The 17,818-nt window shown below is 46.7% G+C and carries 19 protein-coding genes; 5 read left to right on the top strand and 14 right to left on the bottom strand.

Going from position 1 to position 17,818, the window contains the following annotated elements; all coding sequences use genetic code 11:
- Position 1: 1 nt before the first annotated feature.
- From ICN47_RS03415 to gatC, 12 genes are all read right to left on the bottom strand, one after another.
- On the bottom strand, positions 2 to 1,354 hold the full coding sequence (locus ICN47_RS03415; RefSeq protein ID WP_370626248.1) for an MFS transporter: 1,353 nt from the start codon (positions 1,352 to 1,354) through the stop codon (positions 2 to 4).
- The gene (metW, locus tag ICN47_RS03410; RefSeq protein WP_216218458.1) at positions 1,317 to 1,910 is read right to left on the bottom strand and encodes a methionine biosynthesis protein MetW; all 594 of its coding nucleotides are present in this window, start codon (positions 1,908 to 1,910) and stop codon (positions 1,317 to 1,319) included. The genes ICN47_RS03415 and metW overlap by 38 nt, the downstream gene beginning before the upstream one ends.
- Positions 1,907 to 3,046 (bottom strand): homoserine O-acetyltransferase, encoded by a 1,140-nt coding sequence (locus ICN47_RS03405; RefSeq protein WP_216218457.1) that lies wholly within the window; start codon positions 3,044 to 3,046, stop codon positions 1,907 to 1,909. The genes metW and ICN47_RS03405 overlap by 4 nt, the downstream gene beginning before the upstream one ends.
- The gene (gene slmA / locus ICN47_RS03400) at positions 3,043 to 3,693 is read right to left on the bottom strand and encodes a nucleoid occlusion factor SlmA (protein ID WP_216218456.1); all 651 of its coding nucleotides are present in this window, start codon (positions 3,691 to 3,693) and stop codon (positions 3,043 to 3,045) included. The genes ICN47_RS03405 and slmA overlap by 4 nt, the downstream gene beginning before the upstream one ends.
- Positions 3,694 to 3,702: 9 nt before the next feature.
- Positions 3,703 to 4,605 carry an acetylglutamate kinase gene (argB, locus tag ICN47_RS03395; protein WP_216218455.1) on the bottom strand — a complete coding sequence of 301 codons (903 nt, stop codon included), beginning with the start codon at positions 4,603 to 4,605 and terminating at the stop codon, positions 3,703 to 3,705.
- A 13-nt stretch (positions 4,606 to 4,618) separates the two neighbouring features.
- Positions 4,619 to 4,996, bottom strand: a complete 378-nt coding sequence (gene dksA, locus ICN47_RS03390) for an RNA polymerase-binding protein DksA (protein ID WP_216218657.1) — start codon at positions 4,994 to 4,996, stop codon at positions 4,619 to 4,621.
- Positions 4,997 to 5,229: 233 nt separating this feature from the next.
- Entirely contained in the window at positions 5,230 to 6,273 is a 1,044-nt protein-coding gene (locus tag ICN47_RS03385) for a GTP-binding protein (protein ID WP_216218656.1), read from the bottom strand.
- 66 nt (positions 6,274 to 6,339) lie between these two features.
- Complete coding sequence (locus ICN47_RS03380) at positions 6,340 to 7,341, bottom strand: tyrosine recombinase XerC (RefSeq protein ID WP_216218454.1); 1,002 nt, start codon at positions 7,339 to 7,341, stop codon at positions 6,340 to 6,342.
- On the bottom strand, positions 7,322 to 7,996 hold the full coding sequence (locus ICN47_RS03375) for a DUF484 family protein (RefSeq protein ID WP_216218453.1): 675 nt from the start codon (positions 7,994 to 7,996) through the stop codon (positions 7,322 to 7,324). Before ICN47_RS03375 ends, ICN47_RS03380 begins: the two co-directional genes overlap by 20 nt.
- A gap of 33 nt (positions 7,997 to 8,029) precedes the next feature.
- Positions 8,030 to 9,499: an Asp-tRNA(Asn)/Glu-tRNA(Gln) amidotransferase subunit GatB gene (gene gatB / locus ICN47_RS03370; protein WP_216218655.1), complete on the bottom strand. Its 1,470-nt coding sequence runs from the start codon at positions 9,497 to 9,499 to the stop codon at positions 8,030 to 8,032.
- On the bottom strand, positions 9,499 to 11,016 hold the full coding sequence (gene gatA / locus ICN47_RS03365) for an Asp-tRNA(Asn)/Glu-tRNA(Gln) amidotransferase subunit GatA (protein ID WP_216218452.1): 1,518 nt from the start codon (positions 11,014 to 11,016) through the stop codon (positions 9,499 to 9,501). Before gatA ends, gatB begins: the two co-directional genes overlap by 1 nt.
- Complete coding sequence (gatC, locus tag ICN47_RS03360) at positions 11,013 to 11,306, bottom strand: Asp-tRNA(Asn)/Glu-tRNA(Gln) amidotransferase subunit GatC (protein WP_216218451.1); 294 nt, start codon at positions 11,304 to 11,306, stop codon at positions 11,013 to 11,015. Before gatC ends, gatA begins: the two co-directional genes overlap by 4 nt.
- Before the next feature lie 61 nt (positions 11,307 to 11,367).
- Here gatC and ICN47_RS03355 point away from each other — a divergent pair, with 61 nt between their 5' ends.
- From ICN47_RS03355 to rodA, 5 genes are read left to right on the top strand one after another with little or no spacing between them, the layout of a single operon-like run.
- Positions 11,368 to 12,411, top strand: coding sequence for a rod shape-determining protein (locus ICN47_RS03355; RefSeq protein WP_011903855.1), 1,044 nt, complete (start codon positions 11,368 to 11,370; stop codon positions 12,409 to 12,411).
- 24 nt (positions 12,412 to 12,435) lie between these two features.
- Positions 12,436 to 13,365 (top strand): rod shape-determining protein MreC, encoded by a 930-nt coding sequence (gene mreC, locus ICN47_RS03350; RefSeq protein ID WP_216218450.1) that lies wholly within the window; start codon positions 12,436 to 12,438, stop codon positions 13,363 to 13,365.
- The gene (mreD, locus tag ICN47_RS03345; protein WP_216218449.1) at positions 13,362 to 13,886 is read left to right on the top strand and encodes a rod shape-determining protein MreD; all 525 of its coding nucleotides are present in this window, start codon (positions 13,362 to 13,364) and stop codon (positions 13,884 to 13,886) included. The genes mreC and mreD overlap by 4 nt, the downstream gene beginning before the upstream one ends.
- A gap of 8 nt (positions 13,887 to 13,894) precedes the next feature.
- Positions 13,895 to 15,802, top strand: coding sequence for a penicillin-binding protein 2 (mrdA, locus tag ICN47_RS03340; protein WP_216218448.1), 1,908 nt, complete (start codon positions 13,895 to 13,897; stop codon positions 15,800 to 15,802).
- Positions 15,784 to 16,935: a rod shape-determining protein RodA gene (gene rodA, locus ICN47_RS03335; protein ID WP_216218447.1), complete on the top strand. Its 1,152-nt coding sequence runs from the start codon at positions 15,784 to 15,786 to the stop codon at positions 16,933 to 16,935. Before mrdA ends, rodA begins: the two co-directional genes overlap by 19 nt.
- 69 nt (positions 16,936 to 17,004) lie before the next feature.
- Here rodA and ICN47_RS03330 read toward each other — a convergent pair whose 3' ends face one another.
- Both ICN47_RS03330 and ICN47_RS03325 read right to left on the bottom strand, forming a co-directional pair.
- Entirely contained in the window at positions 17,005 to 17,325 is a 321-nt protein-coding gene (locus ICN47_RS03330; protein ID WP_011903860.1) for an HU family DNA-binding protein, read from the bottom strand.
- Positions 17,326 to 17,402: 77 nt separating this feature from the next.
- Positions 17,403 to 17,768 carry a hypothetical protein gene (locus ICN47_RS03325; protein ID WP_216218446.1) on the bottom strand — a complete coding sequence of 122 codons (366 nt, stop codon included), beginning with the start codon at positions 17,766 to 17,768 and terminating at the stop codon, positions 17,403 to 17,405.
- Between the last annotated feature and the right edge of the window lie 50 nt (positions 17,769 to 17,818).

Here is a 17,818-nt window from a genome sequence, read left to right as displayed (position 1 = left end):
ATTAGTCTGCTGCGGATTTGATCTGCACGACTTTGAAATGAATCGTTGCCCAGATCAATAGCAGTACTGGTGCACCAATGATGGCAGTGCCGTAGAAGAATGCAGGGTATCCAAATGAATCTACAAATACCCCTGAGAAGCCCGCAAGCCATTTAGGCAGCAAGAGCATCATGGAGCTAAATAATGCGTATTGCGTTGCGGAGTAACGGATATTCGTCAACGCCGACAAGAAGGCAATAAAAGCCGCGCTAGCTATACCTGAGCTGAGGTTGTCAGCAGAGATTACCCAAATCAAGCCGTGCAAATCATGGCCTTGGGTTGCTAACCAAGCAAATAATACATTGCTGACGGCTGACAGAATTGCTCCAAGGAACAAAATTCTCAAGACGCCAAATCGTAACGTTAAGACGCCACCAATAAATGCGCCAACTAAAGTCATGATGACACCAAACACTTTACTTACCGCAGCAACTTCATCTTTGGTGTAGCCCATGTCGACATAAAAGGGGTTAGCCATGATGCCCATCACAACATCGCTAATGCGATAGACCGCAATCAAAGACAAAATCAAAACAGCATGCCAACGATAGCGCTGAATAAATTCTGCGAAGGGCTCAATCAGGGTTTGATGTATCCAGGCCTTAGCATTGCGGGCCTTAGGCAACTCAACTCGAATAGGCTCTTTACTCAATAGCGTAGTGAGTACGCCAACACCGATGGAAGCTGCCATACAAAGATAGGCAAACTGCCAAGCACTTGCTTCATAAGATCCTGAACCAGTTTCAGCACGAGCCGCTAACCAGAGAACACCAGCGCCAGCCCAGATGAGCGCCAAGCGATAACCCGTTTGATAGGTTGCCGCCAGAGCTGCCTGATGATCACTATTAGCAGACTCAATCCGAAAAGCATCCAAGGCAATATCTTGCGTGGCCGATCCAAATGCCACCAATAGTGCGCACCATACGACCGCATTAAGAGCTTGCTTTGGATCAACACTAGACATCCCCACAAGACCAATAATGATGAGTGCCTGAGCAAAGAGCAACCAACTGCGCCGACGGCCGAGCAACTTGGTTAATAAAGGAATTTGTAAGCGGTCTACCAGGGGCGCCCACATCCACTTGAAGGCATAGATCAAGCCTACCCAGGTGAGATATCCAATGGTGCTGCGATCAATCCCAGCCTCACGCAGCCAAAAACTCAAAGTTCCTAAAATCAGCAAAAGCGGGAGGCCTGCAGAAAAACCCAGAAACAACATTCGCAGACAAGGCCATTCGAGGTAAACCCGAAAATCACTCAGCCAAGAACGAATGGCTTTAGGCACGGCGAACGCGAAACAGTGCCAAGCTACCAAAGAAGTTCGGCAACAAGGTCACTTGTCGACCCTCATGCAAGATGCATTGGTCTACGATTTTTAATCCAATACTGGAGGCAAGCTTTTCAAAGTCAGCAACCGTTAAGACGCGCACGTTAGGTGTGTTGTACCACTGGTATGGCAAGCTTTTAGAGACGGGCATACGACCCAAGCTCACTGCCAAACGATGCGACCAATGACCAAAATTCGGAAAAGACACAATCGACTCTTTTCCAACGCGCACAACTTCACGCAAGATCTTTTCAGTTTGATGAATAGTCTGCAGAGTTTGAGATAGAACAACCGTATCAAAACTGTTGTCTTCAAACAGCGCTAGACCACCCTCTAAGTCTTGCTGGATAACATTTAAACCTTTTTGTACGCATGACAATACTCGCGCATCGTCGATCTCTACACCATAGGCATGCACTGGTTTTTGTTTTTGCAAGAACTCTAAAAAGCTACCATCGCCACAGCCCAAATCCAAGACCTGACAATCAGGTGCAATCCAATTGGCTATAGCTGCAAAGTCTGCGCGTTGAGTCATCACTGTCATGATTGCGCCTCAAGCATTTTTTCAAAATAGGCACGGATCAAATTGTGATATCTCGGATCATCCAATAAGAAAGCATCATGTCCATGTGGCGCATCAATTTCTGCATAACTTACTTCGCTCTTATTGCTCAGCAAAGATTGCACAATCTCGCGACTACGGTTTGGCGGAAAACGCCAGTCGGTAGAAAAACTCACCACTAAAAATTTCGCCTGGACTTCGGCCAAGGCTCGATTCAAACTACCCTCATAGCGGCGTGCTGGATCAAAATAATCCAGTGCGCGCGTAATCAGCAGATAAGTATTGGCATCGAAGTAGGTTGAAAACTTGTCGCCTTGATGACGTAAGTAGCTTTCTACTTCAAACTCCACATCAAAACTAAATCGATAGTCGTTGGACTCACCATGAGGACGCTGCAACTCGCGCCCAAATTTCTCGGCCATATCATCATCTGATAAGTAGGTGATATGACCCACCATACGTGCTAAGCGCAGGCCACGCTTTGGCACAACACCATGCTCGTAGTAATTGCCACCATGAAAATCAGGGTCAGACAAAATGGCGTTACGCGCCACTTCATTGAAAGCAATATTTTGCGCACTCAATCTCGGGGTTGATGCTATAACCACACAATGCTCCAAGCGCTTCGGAAACTGGATAGCCCAAGCCATTGCCTGCATACCGCCCAAGCTTCCACCCATGACAGCAGAAAACTTTCGAATACCTAATTTATCCGCCAGGCGGGCCTGCGTATTGACCCAGTCTTCGACGGTCACCACTGGAAAGTCCGCGCCGTAAGGTTTGCCCGATGCCGGATTAATACTCATGGGGCCAGTAGATCCAAAGCAAGAGCCCAAGTTATTAACGCCAATGACAAAGAAATGATTGGTGTCGACTGGCTTGCCAGGACCAATCATGTTGTCCCACCAGCCGATATCTTCTGGATCTTCAGGGCTTGGACCGGCAACATGATGCGACGCATTTAATGCGTGGCAAATTAAGACGGCGTTACTTTTATCGGCATTTAATTTGCCGTAAGTTTCGATGACTAAATCATAGCCAGACAAGATGGCGCCACTCTGCAAAGGAAGTGGCTCGGCAAAATGGATCGTATTTCTAGAGAGATGTAGCTCGCTCATTCTGAGAGAAGGATGCGCAAACTAATATCAGAGGCTTCTGTTGGCAACTTTTTGAAACCACTGCGAGCAAAGCGATGCCAACGACCCAAAACAAAACTCATCAACATGGCAGCACGAATGCTCACTTCTTCTTGACCTAGCTGAGCCCATACACCGCCTTGGGTCTGAGCGATACGTAATGCTTGCTTCAGCGAAGCCTCTACGCGGTCCAGGACCTGGGTGATGCGCTCTTGCAAACGATCATCCTCTTGCAGCAAAGCATCACCCAAGAGAACACGTGTCATGCCGGGATTTTTTTCAGCAAAGAATAAGAGCATCTGCAAAATACCGCGCGCTTGTGCGAGTCCTGATTCTTCTTTTTGATTGATTTGATTAATTAAACCAAAAACTGTTTGCTCAATAAAAGAAATCAAGCCTTCAAACATTTGCGCTTTACTGGCAAAGTGTCGATAGAGCGCTGCTTCTGATACTTGAATTTTGGCTGCTAAGGCAGCAGTTGTAACGCGCTCGCCCTTTGGGTTTTGGAGCATCTCAGCGAGGACTTGCAGAATTTGTAGACGGCGTTCGCCAGGACGCGGGCGCTTGCGCGTCTTACCTGCATCCGCACTACCGCCATCAACATCTGTAGTCTCTAAAGAATCGCGCATAGTCCCCAATTATCTTGAACGAATCATCGTTCCAAATGCTTGCTCGGTCAAAATCTCAAGCAATAAAGAATGTTCAATTCGGCCATCAATGATATGCACGGAATTAACGCCACTTTTTGCCGCATCCAAAGCGGATGAAATCTTAGGCAACATGCCGCCTGAAATCGTACCGTCGGCAAATAGGCCATCAATCTCGCGCGCTGTTAAGTCAGTCAACAGCGTGCCATTTTTATCCATCACACCAGGAATATTGGTCATCATGACCAATTTTTCAGCATGCAAAATTTCAGCCATCTTGCCAGCAACCAAGTCTGCATTGATATTGAAGGCCTGACCCTCTTCGCTAAATCCAATCGGGGAGATCACCGGAATAAAAGCGTCGTCTTGTAATGCCTTAACAACCGCTGGATTAATTGCCTCAATCTCGCCAACAAACCCTAAGTCAATCATCTTGCCTGGCTGCTTATCATCCGGAACCAACATTTTCTTGGCGCGAATCAAGCCACCATCTTTACCAGTCAAGCCAACAGCCTGACCACCAAAGTGGTTAATCAACATCACAATGTCTTGCTGCACTTCACCACCGAGAACCCACTCAACAACCTCCATGGTTTCTTCATCGGTGACGCGCATGCCCTGAATAAAAGTACCAGCCTTGCCAATCTTTTTGAGCGCTTCATCAATTTGCGGACCGCCGCCATGAACTACTACTGGATTCATACCAACGAGCTTGAGCAAAATGACATCGCGCGCAAAACTTTCTTTCAGGCGCTCTTCGACCATAGCGTTTCCGCCGTACTTGATCACAATTGTCTTGCCGTGATACGAGCGAATATAAGGCAAAGCCTCGGCAAGAATCTCCGCCTTTAATAAAGGCGAGATATCACTAATGGTAGGTAAAGGCTTAGTCATTGCAGCTTAAAATTTATTCGCCAAATAATTTTTGACGGAGTTCGCGACGCTCTTGAGCCTCAAGAGATAAATTGGCTGTAGGCCTTGCAATTAAACGGTTCAAGCCGATCGGCTCGCCAGTTTCTTCGCACCAACCATAGTCGCTGGATTCAATACGCGCTAAGGCTTGCTCAACTTTTTTCAGGAGCTTGCGTTCACGATCACGAGTACGCAATTCCAATGCATGCTCTTCTTCAATCGTTGCGCGATCCGCAGGATCAGGAACCAAAATATTTTCACGCAGATGCTCAGTAGTTTCCGATGCATTTTTGAGAATGTCATTTTTCAGCGTTAACAGCTTTTGACGGAAAAAATCCAACTGCGCAGCATTCATGTAGTCCTTGTCGGACATCTTGAGCAATTCAGCTTCAGTTAAAGGCGCACCCTTTGGGACCTTAGCGCTTGCAGTCTTGCTGCTAGCTTTTGGAGCTGCTGCTGGTTTTGTTGCTGTTTTTACCGTCATTTCATTCTTTCCTGGGTTTGAAGCATTATTGCCCCATTCTGCCAAAGTTTTGCTGCCCTTCAACCAATATTCTTCAAGATTTCGCAATATTGGCCATGGCGGCGGATTGTACCCGAATCTTGCTAGGCCAAACAGCCCTCAAGCCCTGCCAGCAAGGTGTCCTTAGGCAAATCAATGCCAATAAACACCATCCGGGTTTGCTTGGGTTCAGTACCCCATGGACCAGCTAAATCGCTGCCCATCATCTGATGGACCCCCTGGAAGACCACTTTTCGGTTGCTACCCTTCACATAGAGCACCCCTTTGTAACGCAGCATCTTCTCTCCAAAGACCTCCAAAATGCCCCCTAAAAAATCTTCCAATTTTTTATGATCAAAGGGTTTATCACTACGAAAAACAAAGGATTGAATACGATCCGTATGCCCTGCATGACCATGATGATGGTCATGGCTATGATCGTGGCCACAAGTGCTGTGGTCGTGATCATGACTATGGTCGTGATCATCTTGCTCCAAGAAATGCGGATCAATATCTAACTTGGCATTGAGATTAAATCCCTTGAGGTCCAGAACTGCATTTAAAGGCACTACGCCTTTCGAAATTCCAGTAATGGGTGCTCTTGGGTTCATGTGCATGAGACGGCTGCGCAAAGCTTCTACTTCCACAGGCGTAACTAAATCTGTCTTGGTAATAAAAATTTGGTCGGCAAAGGCTACTTGGCGCTGAGCCTCTTCATGCTCCGTAAGTTGCTGGGGGCCATGCTTAGCATCTACTAAAGTAACCACGGCATCCAAGACATAGTGATCCGCAACGTCATCATCCATAAAGAAAGTTTGTGCGACTGGGCCTGGATTAGCAACTCCCGTTGTTTCAATCACCACGCGATCAAAACTAATCTTCTTGTCTTTGCGCTGCTCCCATAGCTCATTCAGCGCCTCAACTAAATCACCTCGAATCGTGCAGCAGATACAGCCATTGCTCATCTGCACAATATTCTCTTGATTGTCTTGAACCAAAATATCGTTATCAATATTTTCTTCACCAAATTCGTTTTCAATCACAGCAATTTTTTTGCCATGCTCTTCGGTAAGAATGTGCTTTAACAAAGTGGTTTTACCGCTTCCTAAAAAGCCCGTCAAAATGGTTACCGGAATTAATGCCATCAATGATCCAATCAAAATCTAGAAGTAATGCAATCCCAAAGCGGGAAACCTTATATCTTACCGAGTTCCTCAGCCTTTGCCAGCCTTTGCGCGTGGATGCGCTTTATCGTATGCCTGGGCTAGATGCTGAAAATCCAGGGAGGTATAAATCTGGGTGCTGGCAATACTGGCATGCCCCAGCATTTCCTGAACTGCCCGCAAGTCCTGAGAAGACTGCAAAACATGGCTGGCAAAGCTATGACGCATCATGTGCGGGTGTACATGGGTGGGTAGGCCTGCACGCATAGCCAAGGTCCGCAAGCGCGCCTGAACGGTACGTGGCGAGAGGCGTTTGCCTGTGGCGGATAGAAACAAGCCTATAGAGTGTTCAGGATAAGCACCTTTATCTCGCAGCTCCCGCCATGCCAGAAGCGATTTCATGGCAGGCGCCCCAACCGGAACCGAGCGCCTTTTGCCGCCCTTACCTAAAACAGTCACTTCCGCAGCATCCCAATCTAACCAGCCAGCCGATTCCTGCTGACGGTCTTTGCTTTGCATGACATCAATTCCCAGCAGCTCAGATAAACGCAGTCCTGAGGAATACAGCAAGTCAATAATCGCTGCATCTCGAATGGACTCCAGATCTTTTTTCTCTTCCGCTTCTTTAACGGCCTGATTCACCAAAGACAATGCTTGCTCAACAGAAAGCGCCTTTGGTAGCGACTTGAGGCGCTTTGGCGCCTTCACATCATCCACTGGATTAGCAATGAGATTGCTTGCCACTTTGCCAGCGCGAGCATCCCTGCGCGCATCTTTTTCAGTCAACCATGAATACCAACCGCGCCATGCAGAAAGCGCTCTTGCAATGCTGCGAGATGACTTGCCTTTGGAATGTAAGCGGCCAGCCCAACGACGCACATGCCCATTACTTACCTTTAATAATTCGATGGAGTCTTCTTCGGCAAACTGTTGCAGTTCGCTCAAATCTAATTGATATGCGGACAACGTGTGCTTTGAAAGCTGGCGCAATACGTGCAGCTCATGCAAATACTCTTGCACGAGGGGATGTAAATCAGTTGACTGTAATTTCATAAGCTTGGATACGATCCAAAGCTGCGGCGGTGAGTTCAGCAATCTGACGTAAATAGAATGCGCCCATATCAGCAGTAAAGCGTGTCTCATCTTTACTGGCTAGCAATAGCACCGCCGGAGACTGATTGACGCTAATGCTTTTACCTAGAGGTAAGCCAATCGCCACCATACTTTGCCACTCGGGATCAATCGTAGTTTGGCTTGCCAATAAATCAACGCTGGCAGCGGCCAGCTCTTTTCCAGAACCGCACAGCGGCGTATCAATCCATGGACCAAAAGCAGAGTTCGGAGAAAGTAATTGCGCTGCTTCCACTTCAAATACTTCGGCCAAACCAGCAGTAATCGCCGCCTCAACGTCTGCCTTGTTATTGGCCTTCATCAGGCGCATAAGCCAGGCGACTAAGCTTTGTTGGGTCTTGTCGTTACGACTACCAAAGTGCAACATCTCGCTTAAGCGGCGATTAAGTTCTTGGTTTTGGGTACGAAGCACCGTCATCTGACGCTCTTGTAAAGAAATGGCACGATCTTCATGTGGATGCTTAATCCGAATTTCATTAAACAGATCGGCATAGCGCTCAAAGAACCCGGGGGTAGAACGTAACCACTCTGCAACTAATTCTTCTTGTTCGGCCTGCTTTGGATCAATTGCGCTCATCTATTTCTTTCTTGAATTTTGTATTGAACTGCATCAACCCAATTTCTTACGTAATAGTTCATTAACTTGGCCAGGGTTTGCCTTGCCTTGAGAAGCTTTCATGATTTGACCCACCAAAGCATTGAAAGCTTTTTCTTTGCCTGAGCGGAACTCTTCGACCGATTTCTGATTAGCAGCAAGCACTTGATCAATGATGGCCTCTAAGGCGCCGCTATCGCTAATCTGCTTGAGTCCTTTGGTGTCAATAATTTGATCGACAGTACTAATCGCTTTTCCAGCCAAGGCCTCATCCCAAAGAATCGCAAAGATATCTTTAGCAATCTTGTTAGAGATGGTGCCGTCCGCAACGCGGGTTAGCAAGGGTGCTAAATGCTCCGCCGTTAGCGGGGCGTCTGCAGTGGCCATACCAGCACGATTGACAGCAGAAGCAAATTCACCAGCAATCAAATTGGCCGCTGCCTTTGCCAATGGCTTACCAACAATCGCTAGGAGCGCTTCAAATACTTGAGCAATATCACGATCTTGTGTCAATAACTGCGCGTCGTATGCACTGAGGCCAATCTCACTTTGCCATTGCTCGCGCAGCTGAGCTGGTAGTGTTGGCATCTGACTGCGAACCTTAGTAATCCACGCATCATCAATAACCACTGGCAGCAAATCTGGATCCGGGAAGTAGCGATAGTCATTAGCATCTTCTTTGCTACGCATACTGCGAGTTTCCCCGCGATCAGGATCGTATAGGCGCGTCTCTTGCACAACAGTGCCGCCATCTTCAATTAATTCAATTTGGCGGCGCACTTCATATTGAATGGCTTCTTCCAAAAAGCGGAAAGAGTTCAAGTTCTTAATTTCGCAACGGGTACCAAATTCTGCTTGACCCACTGGTCTAACAGAGACGTTCGCATCACAGCGGAAAGAGCCCTCTTGCATATTACCGTCACACACACCCAACCAAACTACCAAGGTATGCAGCGCCTTTGCATAAGCAACCGCTTCTGCAGCACTGCGCATGACAGGCTCAGTGACGATTTCCAGTAAGGGCGTGCCAGCTCTATTCAAATCAATGCCGCTAGATGCTTCACCATGAGGACCCAAAAAGCCCTCCTCATGGACTGACTTGCCGGCATCCTCTTCCATATGCGCACGAGTCAATTCAACAACCTTAACTTCATCGCCAACCAGAATCTCAACATGGCCGCCAACCACAATCGGCAACTCCATCTGACTGATTTGATATCCCTTGGGCAGATCAGGGTAAAAATAATTCTTACGAGCAAAAATACTGGCTGGTGAAATTTTGGCGCCCACCGCTAAACCAAAACAAATGGCGTGCTCTACTGCCTGACGATTCAACACCGGCAGAACACCAGGCAATGCCAAATCGACTGGGCATGCCTGTGTATTGGGCTCAGCACCAAAACGCGTACTTGCACCACTAAAGATTTTGGATTGCGTTTGTAACTGTGCGTGGGTCTCTAGACCAATAACGACTTCCCATTGCATCATGCCACCCCGCCGGCTTCTCGCAAATGCCAATCACAGGCTTGCTGATATTGATGCGCTACTTGCAATAAGCGGGCTTCAGAAAAATAATTACCAATCAATTGCATTCCGATGGGTAGATTATTAGAACTAAATCCGCACGGCACACTCATTGCAGGCAGGCCTGCCAAATTAGTCGACAGCGTATAAATATCTTCTAAATACATTTGCACTGGATCTTTTGATTTCTCCCCCAGGCGCCAGGCCACATCAGGTGCCACAGGGCCAAGGATGACGTCACACTCTTTAAATGCAGCTTGAAAATCTGCCGCAATAATGCGACGAATTTTTTGAGCTTGCAAATAGTAAGCATCATAGTAACCATGGCAGAGCACATAAGTACCAATCAAAATTCGGCGTCTCACCTCGGCACCAAAACCTTCGGTGCGAGACTTCTGATACATATCACCAAGGTCTTTGTATTCATTTGCACGATGTCCGTAACGTACACCATCAAAACGACTTAAATTACTAGAGGCTTCGGCTGGAGCTAAAACGTAATACACCGGAATAGACAACTTTGTTTTGGGCAAACTCACCTCTACCAAGCTTGCTCCTAAATTTTCGAGCAACTTAGCTGCCGCATTAACGGAGTTCGCAACATCACTTGCCAAACCTTCAGCAAAAAATTCTTTTGGCAAACCAACGCGCAATCCTGCTAATGGCTTTGCTGAATTTGCATTGCCTTCTTGCCAATGCTGATTGAGGTATCGACCGTAGTCTTCCCCTGAATCGGCCAAAGAAGTCGAATCGCGTGGATCATGTGAAGACATTGCGGAAAGTAACAGCGCGCAGTCTTCAGCCGTCTTACCCATCGGGCCTGCTTGATCCAGCGAAGAGGCATAAGCGATCATGCCGTAGCGAGAAACGCGCCCATAACTAGGCTTAATGCCGGTCAGTCCACAAAAAGCAGAAGGCTGACGAATTGAGCCGCCCGTATCAGTACCGGTTGCAATGGGGGCTAAGCCGGCAGCAACAGCGGCTGCAGACCCACCCGAAGATCCACCAGACACATGCTCTGGATTCCAGGGATTTAAGACTGGCCCATAGGCAGAATTTTCATTGGAGGAGCCCATCGCGAACTCATCCATATTGGTCTTTCCAAGACAAACCATGCCGGCGCCATTGGGATTGGATTCATCCGGAATTCCCAAATTAGCAACCACAGTAGCGTCAAAAGGACTCTGGTAGCCAGCCAAGATTTTGGAAGCGGCCGTTGACTTCCAGCCGCGAGTTACGAAGACATCCTTATGCGCAACTGGAATGCCGGTTAACTTGCCTGCTTTACCAGTAGAAATCAAAGCATCTGCTTTAGATGCTTGCTCTAAACTTAAGTGAGCATTCACATCAAGATAAGCATTCCAGCGCTTGCCTGCCTCAATTCGGTCTAAAAAGTACTGAGTGAGCTCGGTACTAGTAACCTCTTTTGCAGCCAATGCTTTGGCCATTAAAGCGATAGGGGTGTTATGCCAACTCATTCAATCACCTTTGGCACTAAAAAGTATCCGTCCTGCTGTGCGGGAGCAGATTGCATGTTCTCAGCGCGGTGATCCGACTCGGTCACTTGATCAGCCCGCAAGGGTTGAGCTAATTCACGCAAAAATAGGATGGGGTGAGCAAGGGGCTCTAAGCCACTGGTATCGACTGCCTGCATTTCTTTCACCAGGGAAAAAATAGCCTGCAACTGAGGCAAAACTGCCTCAGCTTCTGCCTGATCTAACTCAAGTCTAGAAAGGTGCGCAATGCGCTGGAAATCATCAAGTTTCATAGGGCGCTGGAGTATCATTCCTATATATTTTTATTAACATCTACTATTTTCCCACTACATCATGTTTGGTTTTTTCCGCAGCTACTTTTCCAATGACCTAGCCATCGACCTAGGAACCGCCAACACCTTAATTTACATGCGTGAGCGGGGTATTGTCCTCGATGAGCCGTCTGTTGTGGCAATTCGCCAAGAAGGTGGCCCCAATGGCAAAAAAACCATTCTGGCCGTCGGAAAAGAGGCAAAAGCGATGTTGGGTCGCGTTCCTGGAAATATTGAGGCAATTCGCCCTATGAAAGATGGTGTTATTGCTGACTTCACCATCACCGAACAAATGCTCAAGCAATTTATCAAACTTGTGCACGAAAGCAAACTTTTAAAACCAAGCCCACGCATCATTATTTGCGTTCCTTGTGGATCAACCCAAGTTGAACGTCGTGCAATTCGCGAATCCGCCCTAGGCGCTGGTGCATCACAAGTATTTTTGATTGAAGAGCCTATGGCTGCTGCAATTGGTTCTGGCTTACCAGTTTCGGAAGCTGCCGGTTCCATGGTGGTTGACATTGGTGGCGGCACAACTGAAGTTGGCGTGATGTCATTAGGTGGCATGGTCTACAAAGGATCCGTGCGCGTTGGTGGCGATAAGTTTGATGAAGCCATTACTAACTACATTCGTCGCAACTACGGCATGTTGATTGGTGAGCAAACAGCTGAGTTGATTAAGAAGACTATTGGCTCTGCATTCCCTGGCGCTGAAGTGCGTGAGATGGAAGTAAAAGGTCGCAATCTATCCGAGGGTATTCCGCGTAGCTTCACTGTGACAAGCAATGAAGTTTTGGAAGCATTAACCGATCCACTCAATCAAATTGTTACCGCAGTGAAAGCAGCTCTCGAGCAAATTCCACCAGAATTAGCCTCTGATATTGCTGAGCGCGGCATGATGCTCACAGGCGGGGGCGCCTTACTGCGCGACCTTGATCGCCTTTTGCTAGAAGAAACTGGTTTGCCAATTCATGTGGCAGAAGATCCATTAACTTGCGTCGCTCGTGGTTGCGGTATTGCACTAGAGCGCATGGATAAGTTAGGCGGAGTGTTCTCGCACGAGTAAGCGACATACACGTCGATCAGGGCATTGCAATATAGCGCTCCACCACTTTTCAGACAGGGCATTCCGGCCTTACTTAAACTGATTGTCTGTCTGTCGATCAGCATTGCTCTAATGCTGATCGATTTTCGCTTTAAAGCACTCGACCCCATTCGTAATAACGTCAACTGGATCTTGCGTCCACTTGAATACGTCATGATGATGCCTCGTAATATTTACGAATCGAGCACAGAATATTTCACAACGCGCGGTACGCTCGATAAAGAAAATCAAACATTAAAAGTACGTCAAGCCGAACTCTCTTTGCTTGCGAACCAATCTGAGTTCTTGATGGTAGAAAACCAAAATTTGCGCGAACTGATGTCGCTGCAAAAACAGGTGCCATTTAAAACACTGCCAGTAGAGATTCTATTTAATCCAAGTAATCCTATTTCTCAGCGGATCGTCATTAATAGAGGCAGTGAAGATGGGCTTAAGCTGGGTAACCCAATCGCAAACGATGCCGGTATTCTCGGTCAGGTTGTTCGTCTTTATGACCACTCCGCCGAAGTATCTCTGCTGGAAGATCGTGACTTTGCTGTTCCCGTCCAAGTTGCCCGAAACGGCTTGCGGGCCGCAGTATTTGGGGCTGGGCGGGGAAATCCCTTGGAACTACGCTATTTGCCGGTAGCAAGCGATCTAGAGGTAGGCGATGTCCTGCTGACCTCGGGCATTGATGGCGTATATCCGCCAGGCTTTGCAGTGGCCGTCATCAGCAAAATTGAGCGCAATCTGGATAAAAACTCCTCAAATGTATTTTGTGTGCCCATTGCACCTGTTAATCGCTATCGTCAGGCCCTAGCCTTTTTATACGACCCAAAATTTGATGCTAAAGCCCCCGCTGATACCAATAAATCCGGCGGAACTTTAAGCAACACTCCCGGACGTCGCCAAACCCGCGCTCGAGGAATGCAATGATTGACTTTCAGAGCGGCTATATTCTGCGTCCGGTTAATCCGGTCTTCATCTATTTCAGTTTGTTTTGCGCATTACTGCTCAATCTACTTCCCATAGGTAATTATGGTTGGGTACCCGATTGGTTGATTTTATGCATCGTGTTTTGGAATATTCACCAGCATCGTTACGTTAACGTCTTCACAGCATTCATCTTGGGCCTCATGATGGATGTACACAATTCAGATTTGCTTGGGCTTCATGCATTTTGTTACTCACTCGTCTCCTACATTGCCGTATCATGGCATCGCCGCATCGTTGCGCTAACCGTGCCATCACAAGCACTTCACTTGCTGCCAATCTTTTTATTGGTCTCTTTATTTCCGGTATTGGTACACTGGCTACTCAGCGGATCCCTTTACTGGTGGGGCTTGACGGGCGGTATTCAGGCAATCATCGAGGCGCTTCTGTGGCCCATAGCCACGCGCTTGTTGCTCGCTCCACAGCGCCGTCCAATAGACGTTGATCACAATCGACCACTCTAAGAAGCGGCATGGTTTCTTTTAAAAAACCTAACCTTAATACGTTTCAAGAGCGTATTCATATTGCGACGCTATTTGTCACAGTTTGCTTTTTACTGTTAGTCACTCGCTTAGCTTGGCTTCAACTTGTCAGCCATAACAAATATCACCTATTAGCTGAGAGCAATCGGATTGCTCTCGTTCCAGCTCCCGCAAACCGTGGCCTCATCATTGACCGTAATGGCATCGTGATTGGCCGAAATTATTCAGCACTCACCTTAGATGTCAATGCCGAGGAAGTGCAAGGCAATGTGGATGAGTTGATTGATAACCTCTCGCAAATTGTCCTGATCTCACCAAGAGATCGTCGTAATTTCAAGCGCTCTCTGGAAGATTCCCGCAATATGGGCACGTTTCCCCTGCGTTCGATGCTCACTGAAGCAGAAACAGCTCGGTTTATGGCTAATCGCTACCGCTTTCCAGGGGTGGAAATTCGCGCCAGAAGCTTTCGAGAGTACCCCTACAACGAGTTAGCCTCCCATCTCGTAGGCTATATCGGCCGAGTCTCTCAAAGGGATAAAGAGCGGATGCATGCCGAAATTGAGGGCGCAAAAACCGATGATCCCGACGCATTACAAGCCTCGTTTCTGCCTGGTATCCAATACGTAGGAAAAATTGGTTTAGAACAAAGTTACGAGCCCGTATTGCGTGGCGTACCTGGATACGAACAGGTGGAAATTACCGCCGGCGGGAAACCTGTACGCACTTTAGCAAGCTCACCATCAGTGCCAGGTAAAAATGTCGTGCTCTCAGTTGATATCAAATTGCAATACTTGGTTGAGCAGCTCTATGGAAATTTCCGTGGCGCATTCGTAGCGATTGAGCCTGAGACGGGCGATGTATTAGCATTCGTTTCCAAACCAAACTTCAATCCAAATGATTTTGTTGAAGGAATCGATTCAGTCACCTGGAAAGAGTTAAATGACTCTCCGCAAAAGCCGCTATACAACCGTCCACTCAAAGGCATTTATCCTCCAGGCTCAACCTATAAGCCATTTATGGCATTGGCTGCTTTAGAAAATAAAAAACGCACACCTTCACAAACAATATCTGATCCAGGCTACTTTGATTTTGGTAATCACACTTTCCGCGATGATAAAAAAGGCGGTCATGGCATAGTCGATATGCAAAAGTCGATTGTTGAATCCTGCGACACTTATTACTACATGTTAGCCAGAGACATGGGCGTGAACATGATCCATGATTTTATGAAGCCATTAGGTCTTGGGCAGATCACTGGTATTGATTTGCAAGGTGAATCTAAAGGTGTATTGCCTTCAACAGAGTGGAAGAAAAATACTTTCAAGAAGCCAGAGCAACAAAAATGGTATGAAGGCGAAACAATCTCGCTTGGTATTGGCCAGGGATATAACTCCTTTACCATTTTGCAATTGGCTCATGCAATGGCAAACGTTGCTAATAATGGCGTTGTGATGAAGCCGCACCTAGTAAAAGCGATTGAAGATCCATTTACACGCAAACGATCCTTGACCACACCCAAAGAAAGTTATCGGATTGATCTCAACCAAGAAAATATTGAGGTCATTAAAAAAGCAATGATTGAAGTAAACAATTCAGGCACATCTGCCGCCGCGTTCAAAGGCACGGGTTATGTCGTTGGCGGAAAGACTGGTACAGCCCAAGTCTTTAGCTTGAATTCAAAAGAATATAAACATGGCGCAACGGCAGAGTTTTTGCGTGATCATGCTTTATACATTGCATTCGCGCCCGCAGAAAAACCCACTATTGTTATTGCGATGGTTGTAGAGAATGCTGGCTTCGGCGCTCAATATGCTGCACCAATCGCTCGCAAAGCTTTAGATTTTTATATCGAAGGCAAGTGGCCCAAGGAGGTTCCTGAATGGAAAAGAGCTCCATAAAAAAATTCAAGAGTCTTTTTTATGGCTTATTTTCAGGGCTTGATCGCCAGCTATGCCTTATTCTGCTTGGCTTAGCGGCTGTTGGCTTTTTTACTTTTTTATCAGCCAGCCAAAATACACCCGTTCAAATTTCTGATGAGTTACGCAATCTTGCGCTTTCATTTGTTGTCATGTGGATCGTATCTCGCATTCCACCAAAGTGGTTAGAAATGGGTGCAGTGTGGATCTATGGCTTGGGAGTGGCGCTACTCATTGCCGTTGCTGCATTTGGGTTAATTAAAAAAGGCGCACGTCGCTGGCTTAATGTTGGCGTTGTCATTCAGCCATCTGAGCTCATGAAAATTGCAATGCCTTTGATGCTCGCTTGGTACTTTCAAAAACGTGAAGGCATTCAAAAGACTTGGGACTATGCAGTTGCTGCAATCATTCTTACAATCCCGGTTTTCTTAATCGCGCGTCAACCAGACCTTGGCACTGCCTTGCTTGTTTTTGCTGCAGGGCTTTACGTCATCATTCTGGCGGGCTTGCCCTGGAAGTGGATTCTGCCTTTTGTTGCCATCGGTATCATTGGCATTCTTCTCATTATTATTTTTGGCAGCACCATCTGCGCCCATGATGTTGTATGGCCTTTCGTACACGACTACCAGAAGCATCGCATTTGTACATTGTTAGATCCTAGCAGCGACCCCCTTGGAAAAGGCTTTCACACCATTCAGTCGATGATTGCCATTGGCTCTGGTGGATTCTTTGGCAAGGGCTGGTTTCAAGGTACACAAGCGCATTTGGAATTTATTCCAGAAAAGCATACTGACTTTGTCTTTGCCGTCTTCTCTGAAGAGTTCGGCTTTATAGGTAACCTCATTTTGCTAGCGCTATTTTTTGCCTTGATAAAAAGAGGTCTGGCTATCTCAGCAAGTGCGCCTAATTTATTTACTCGCTTATTGGGCGCCTCTGTAACGCTGATCTTTTTTACTTATGCTTTTGTCAATATTGGTATGGTGAGCGGACTACTGCCAGTTGTTGGCGTTCCACTTCCCTTTATTAGTTACGGGGGCACTGCCTTGGTCACACTAGGGTTTGGTGCGGGCATCTTGATGAGTATTCATCGTCATCGTCGCTTAGTGCCGAGTTAAGACTCTACATAAAAATGTAGACAATAAAAAAGCCCGGTATACCGGGCTTTTTTATCAACAAAGGAAGAATTACTTCTTACGCTTGTTAACTGAATCTTTAAATGCTTTACCAGCAGAAAACTTAACAGTTTTAGCAGCAGCAATTTTGAGTGGCTCGCCAGTTTTTGGATTGCGGCCCATACGTGCAGCGCGCTTACCAGAAGCAAAAGTACCGAAGCCGATCAGTTGTACTGAATCACCCTTAGTAACAGCTTTAATGATTGTGTCAATAGCTGAATTCAATGCAAATTCAGCTTTGGCTTTTGAGATCTCCGCGTCGTCAGCAATCGCTGCGATTAGTTCGGCTTTGTTCAAGTGAAGCTCCTTATAAATATTGATGTCGGCGCACATTGCGCTTACATGATTTTAACCACAAAAAATTACAAAAATAAAGCTGCGTAACAGCAATTTTTTACTACCACTACATATTATTCATCCAAAACTACTATTCCGGAAACAAAATACTCTGTATCCCCAAAACAGCTTGTCGGCAAGCCAATATGCTGTTCGTATTTTAGAGCCACTTTTTTACCTAAATTAGCATTAATTTTTTCAGCTACCGCATCTTCATGCACCGTAAAGAAGAATTTTTCTGACATTGTTCCAGGCATCGAAACCATTGCTAATTCACCCTCCCAGGTTTTACAGATATAACCACGGTTAGAGAATTTCTGAACATAGCCCGCTCGCTCTCCGCTTCCATAGCTCCATGTGAGCATCGCCCACGTATATGCTGAAATACCAACTAAGCCAATTAAAACAAGGCTTAAGAGCCCTTTTGTAAAGCCATTCATGCGATATTTCCTCCCAATGAATCATCCACATTAACCCTAATGAGGTATTT

The organism is Polynucleobacter sp. AP-Latsch-80-C2 (genome assembly GCF_018882185.1).
Classification (GTDB): domain Bacteria; phylum Pseudomonadota; class Gammaproteobacteria; order Burkholderiales; family Burkholderiaceae; genus Polynucleobacter.
This window is presented reverse-complemented; position numbering and strand designations above follow the sequence as displayed.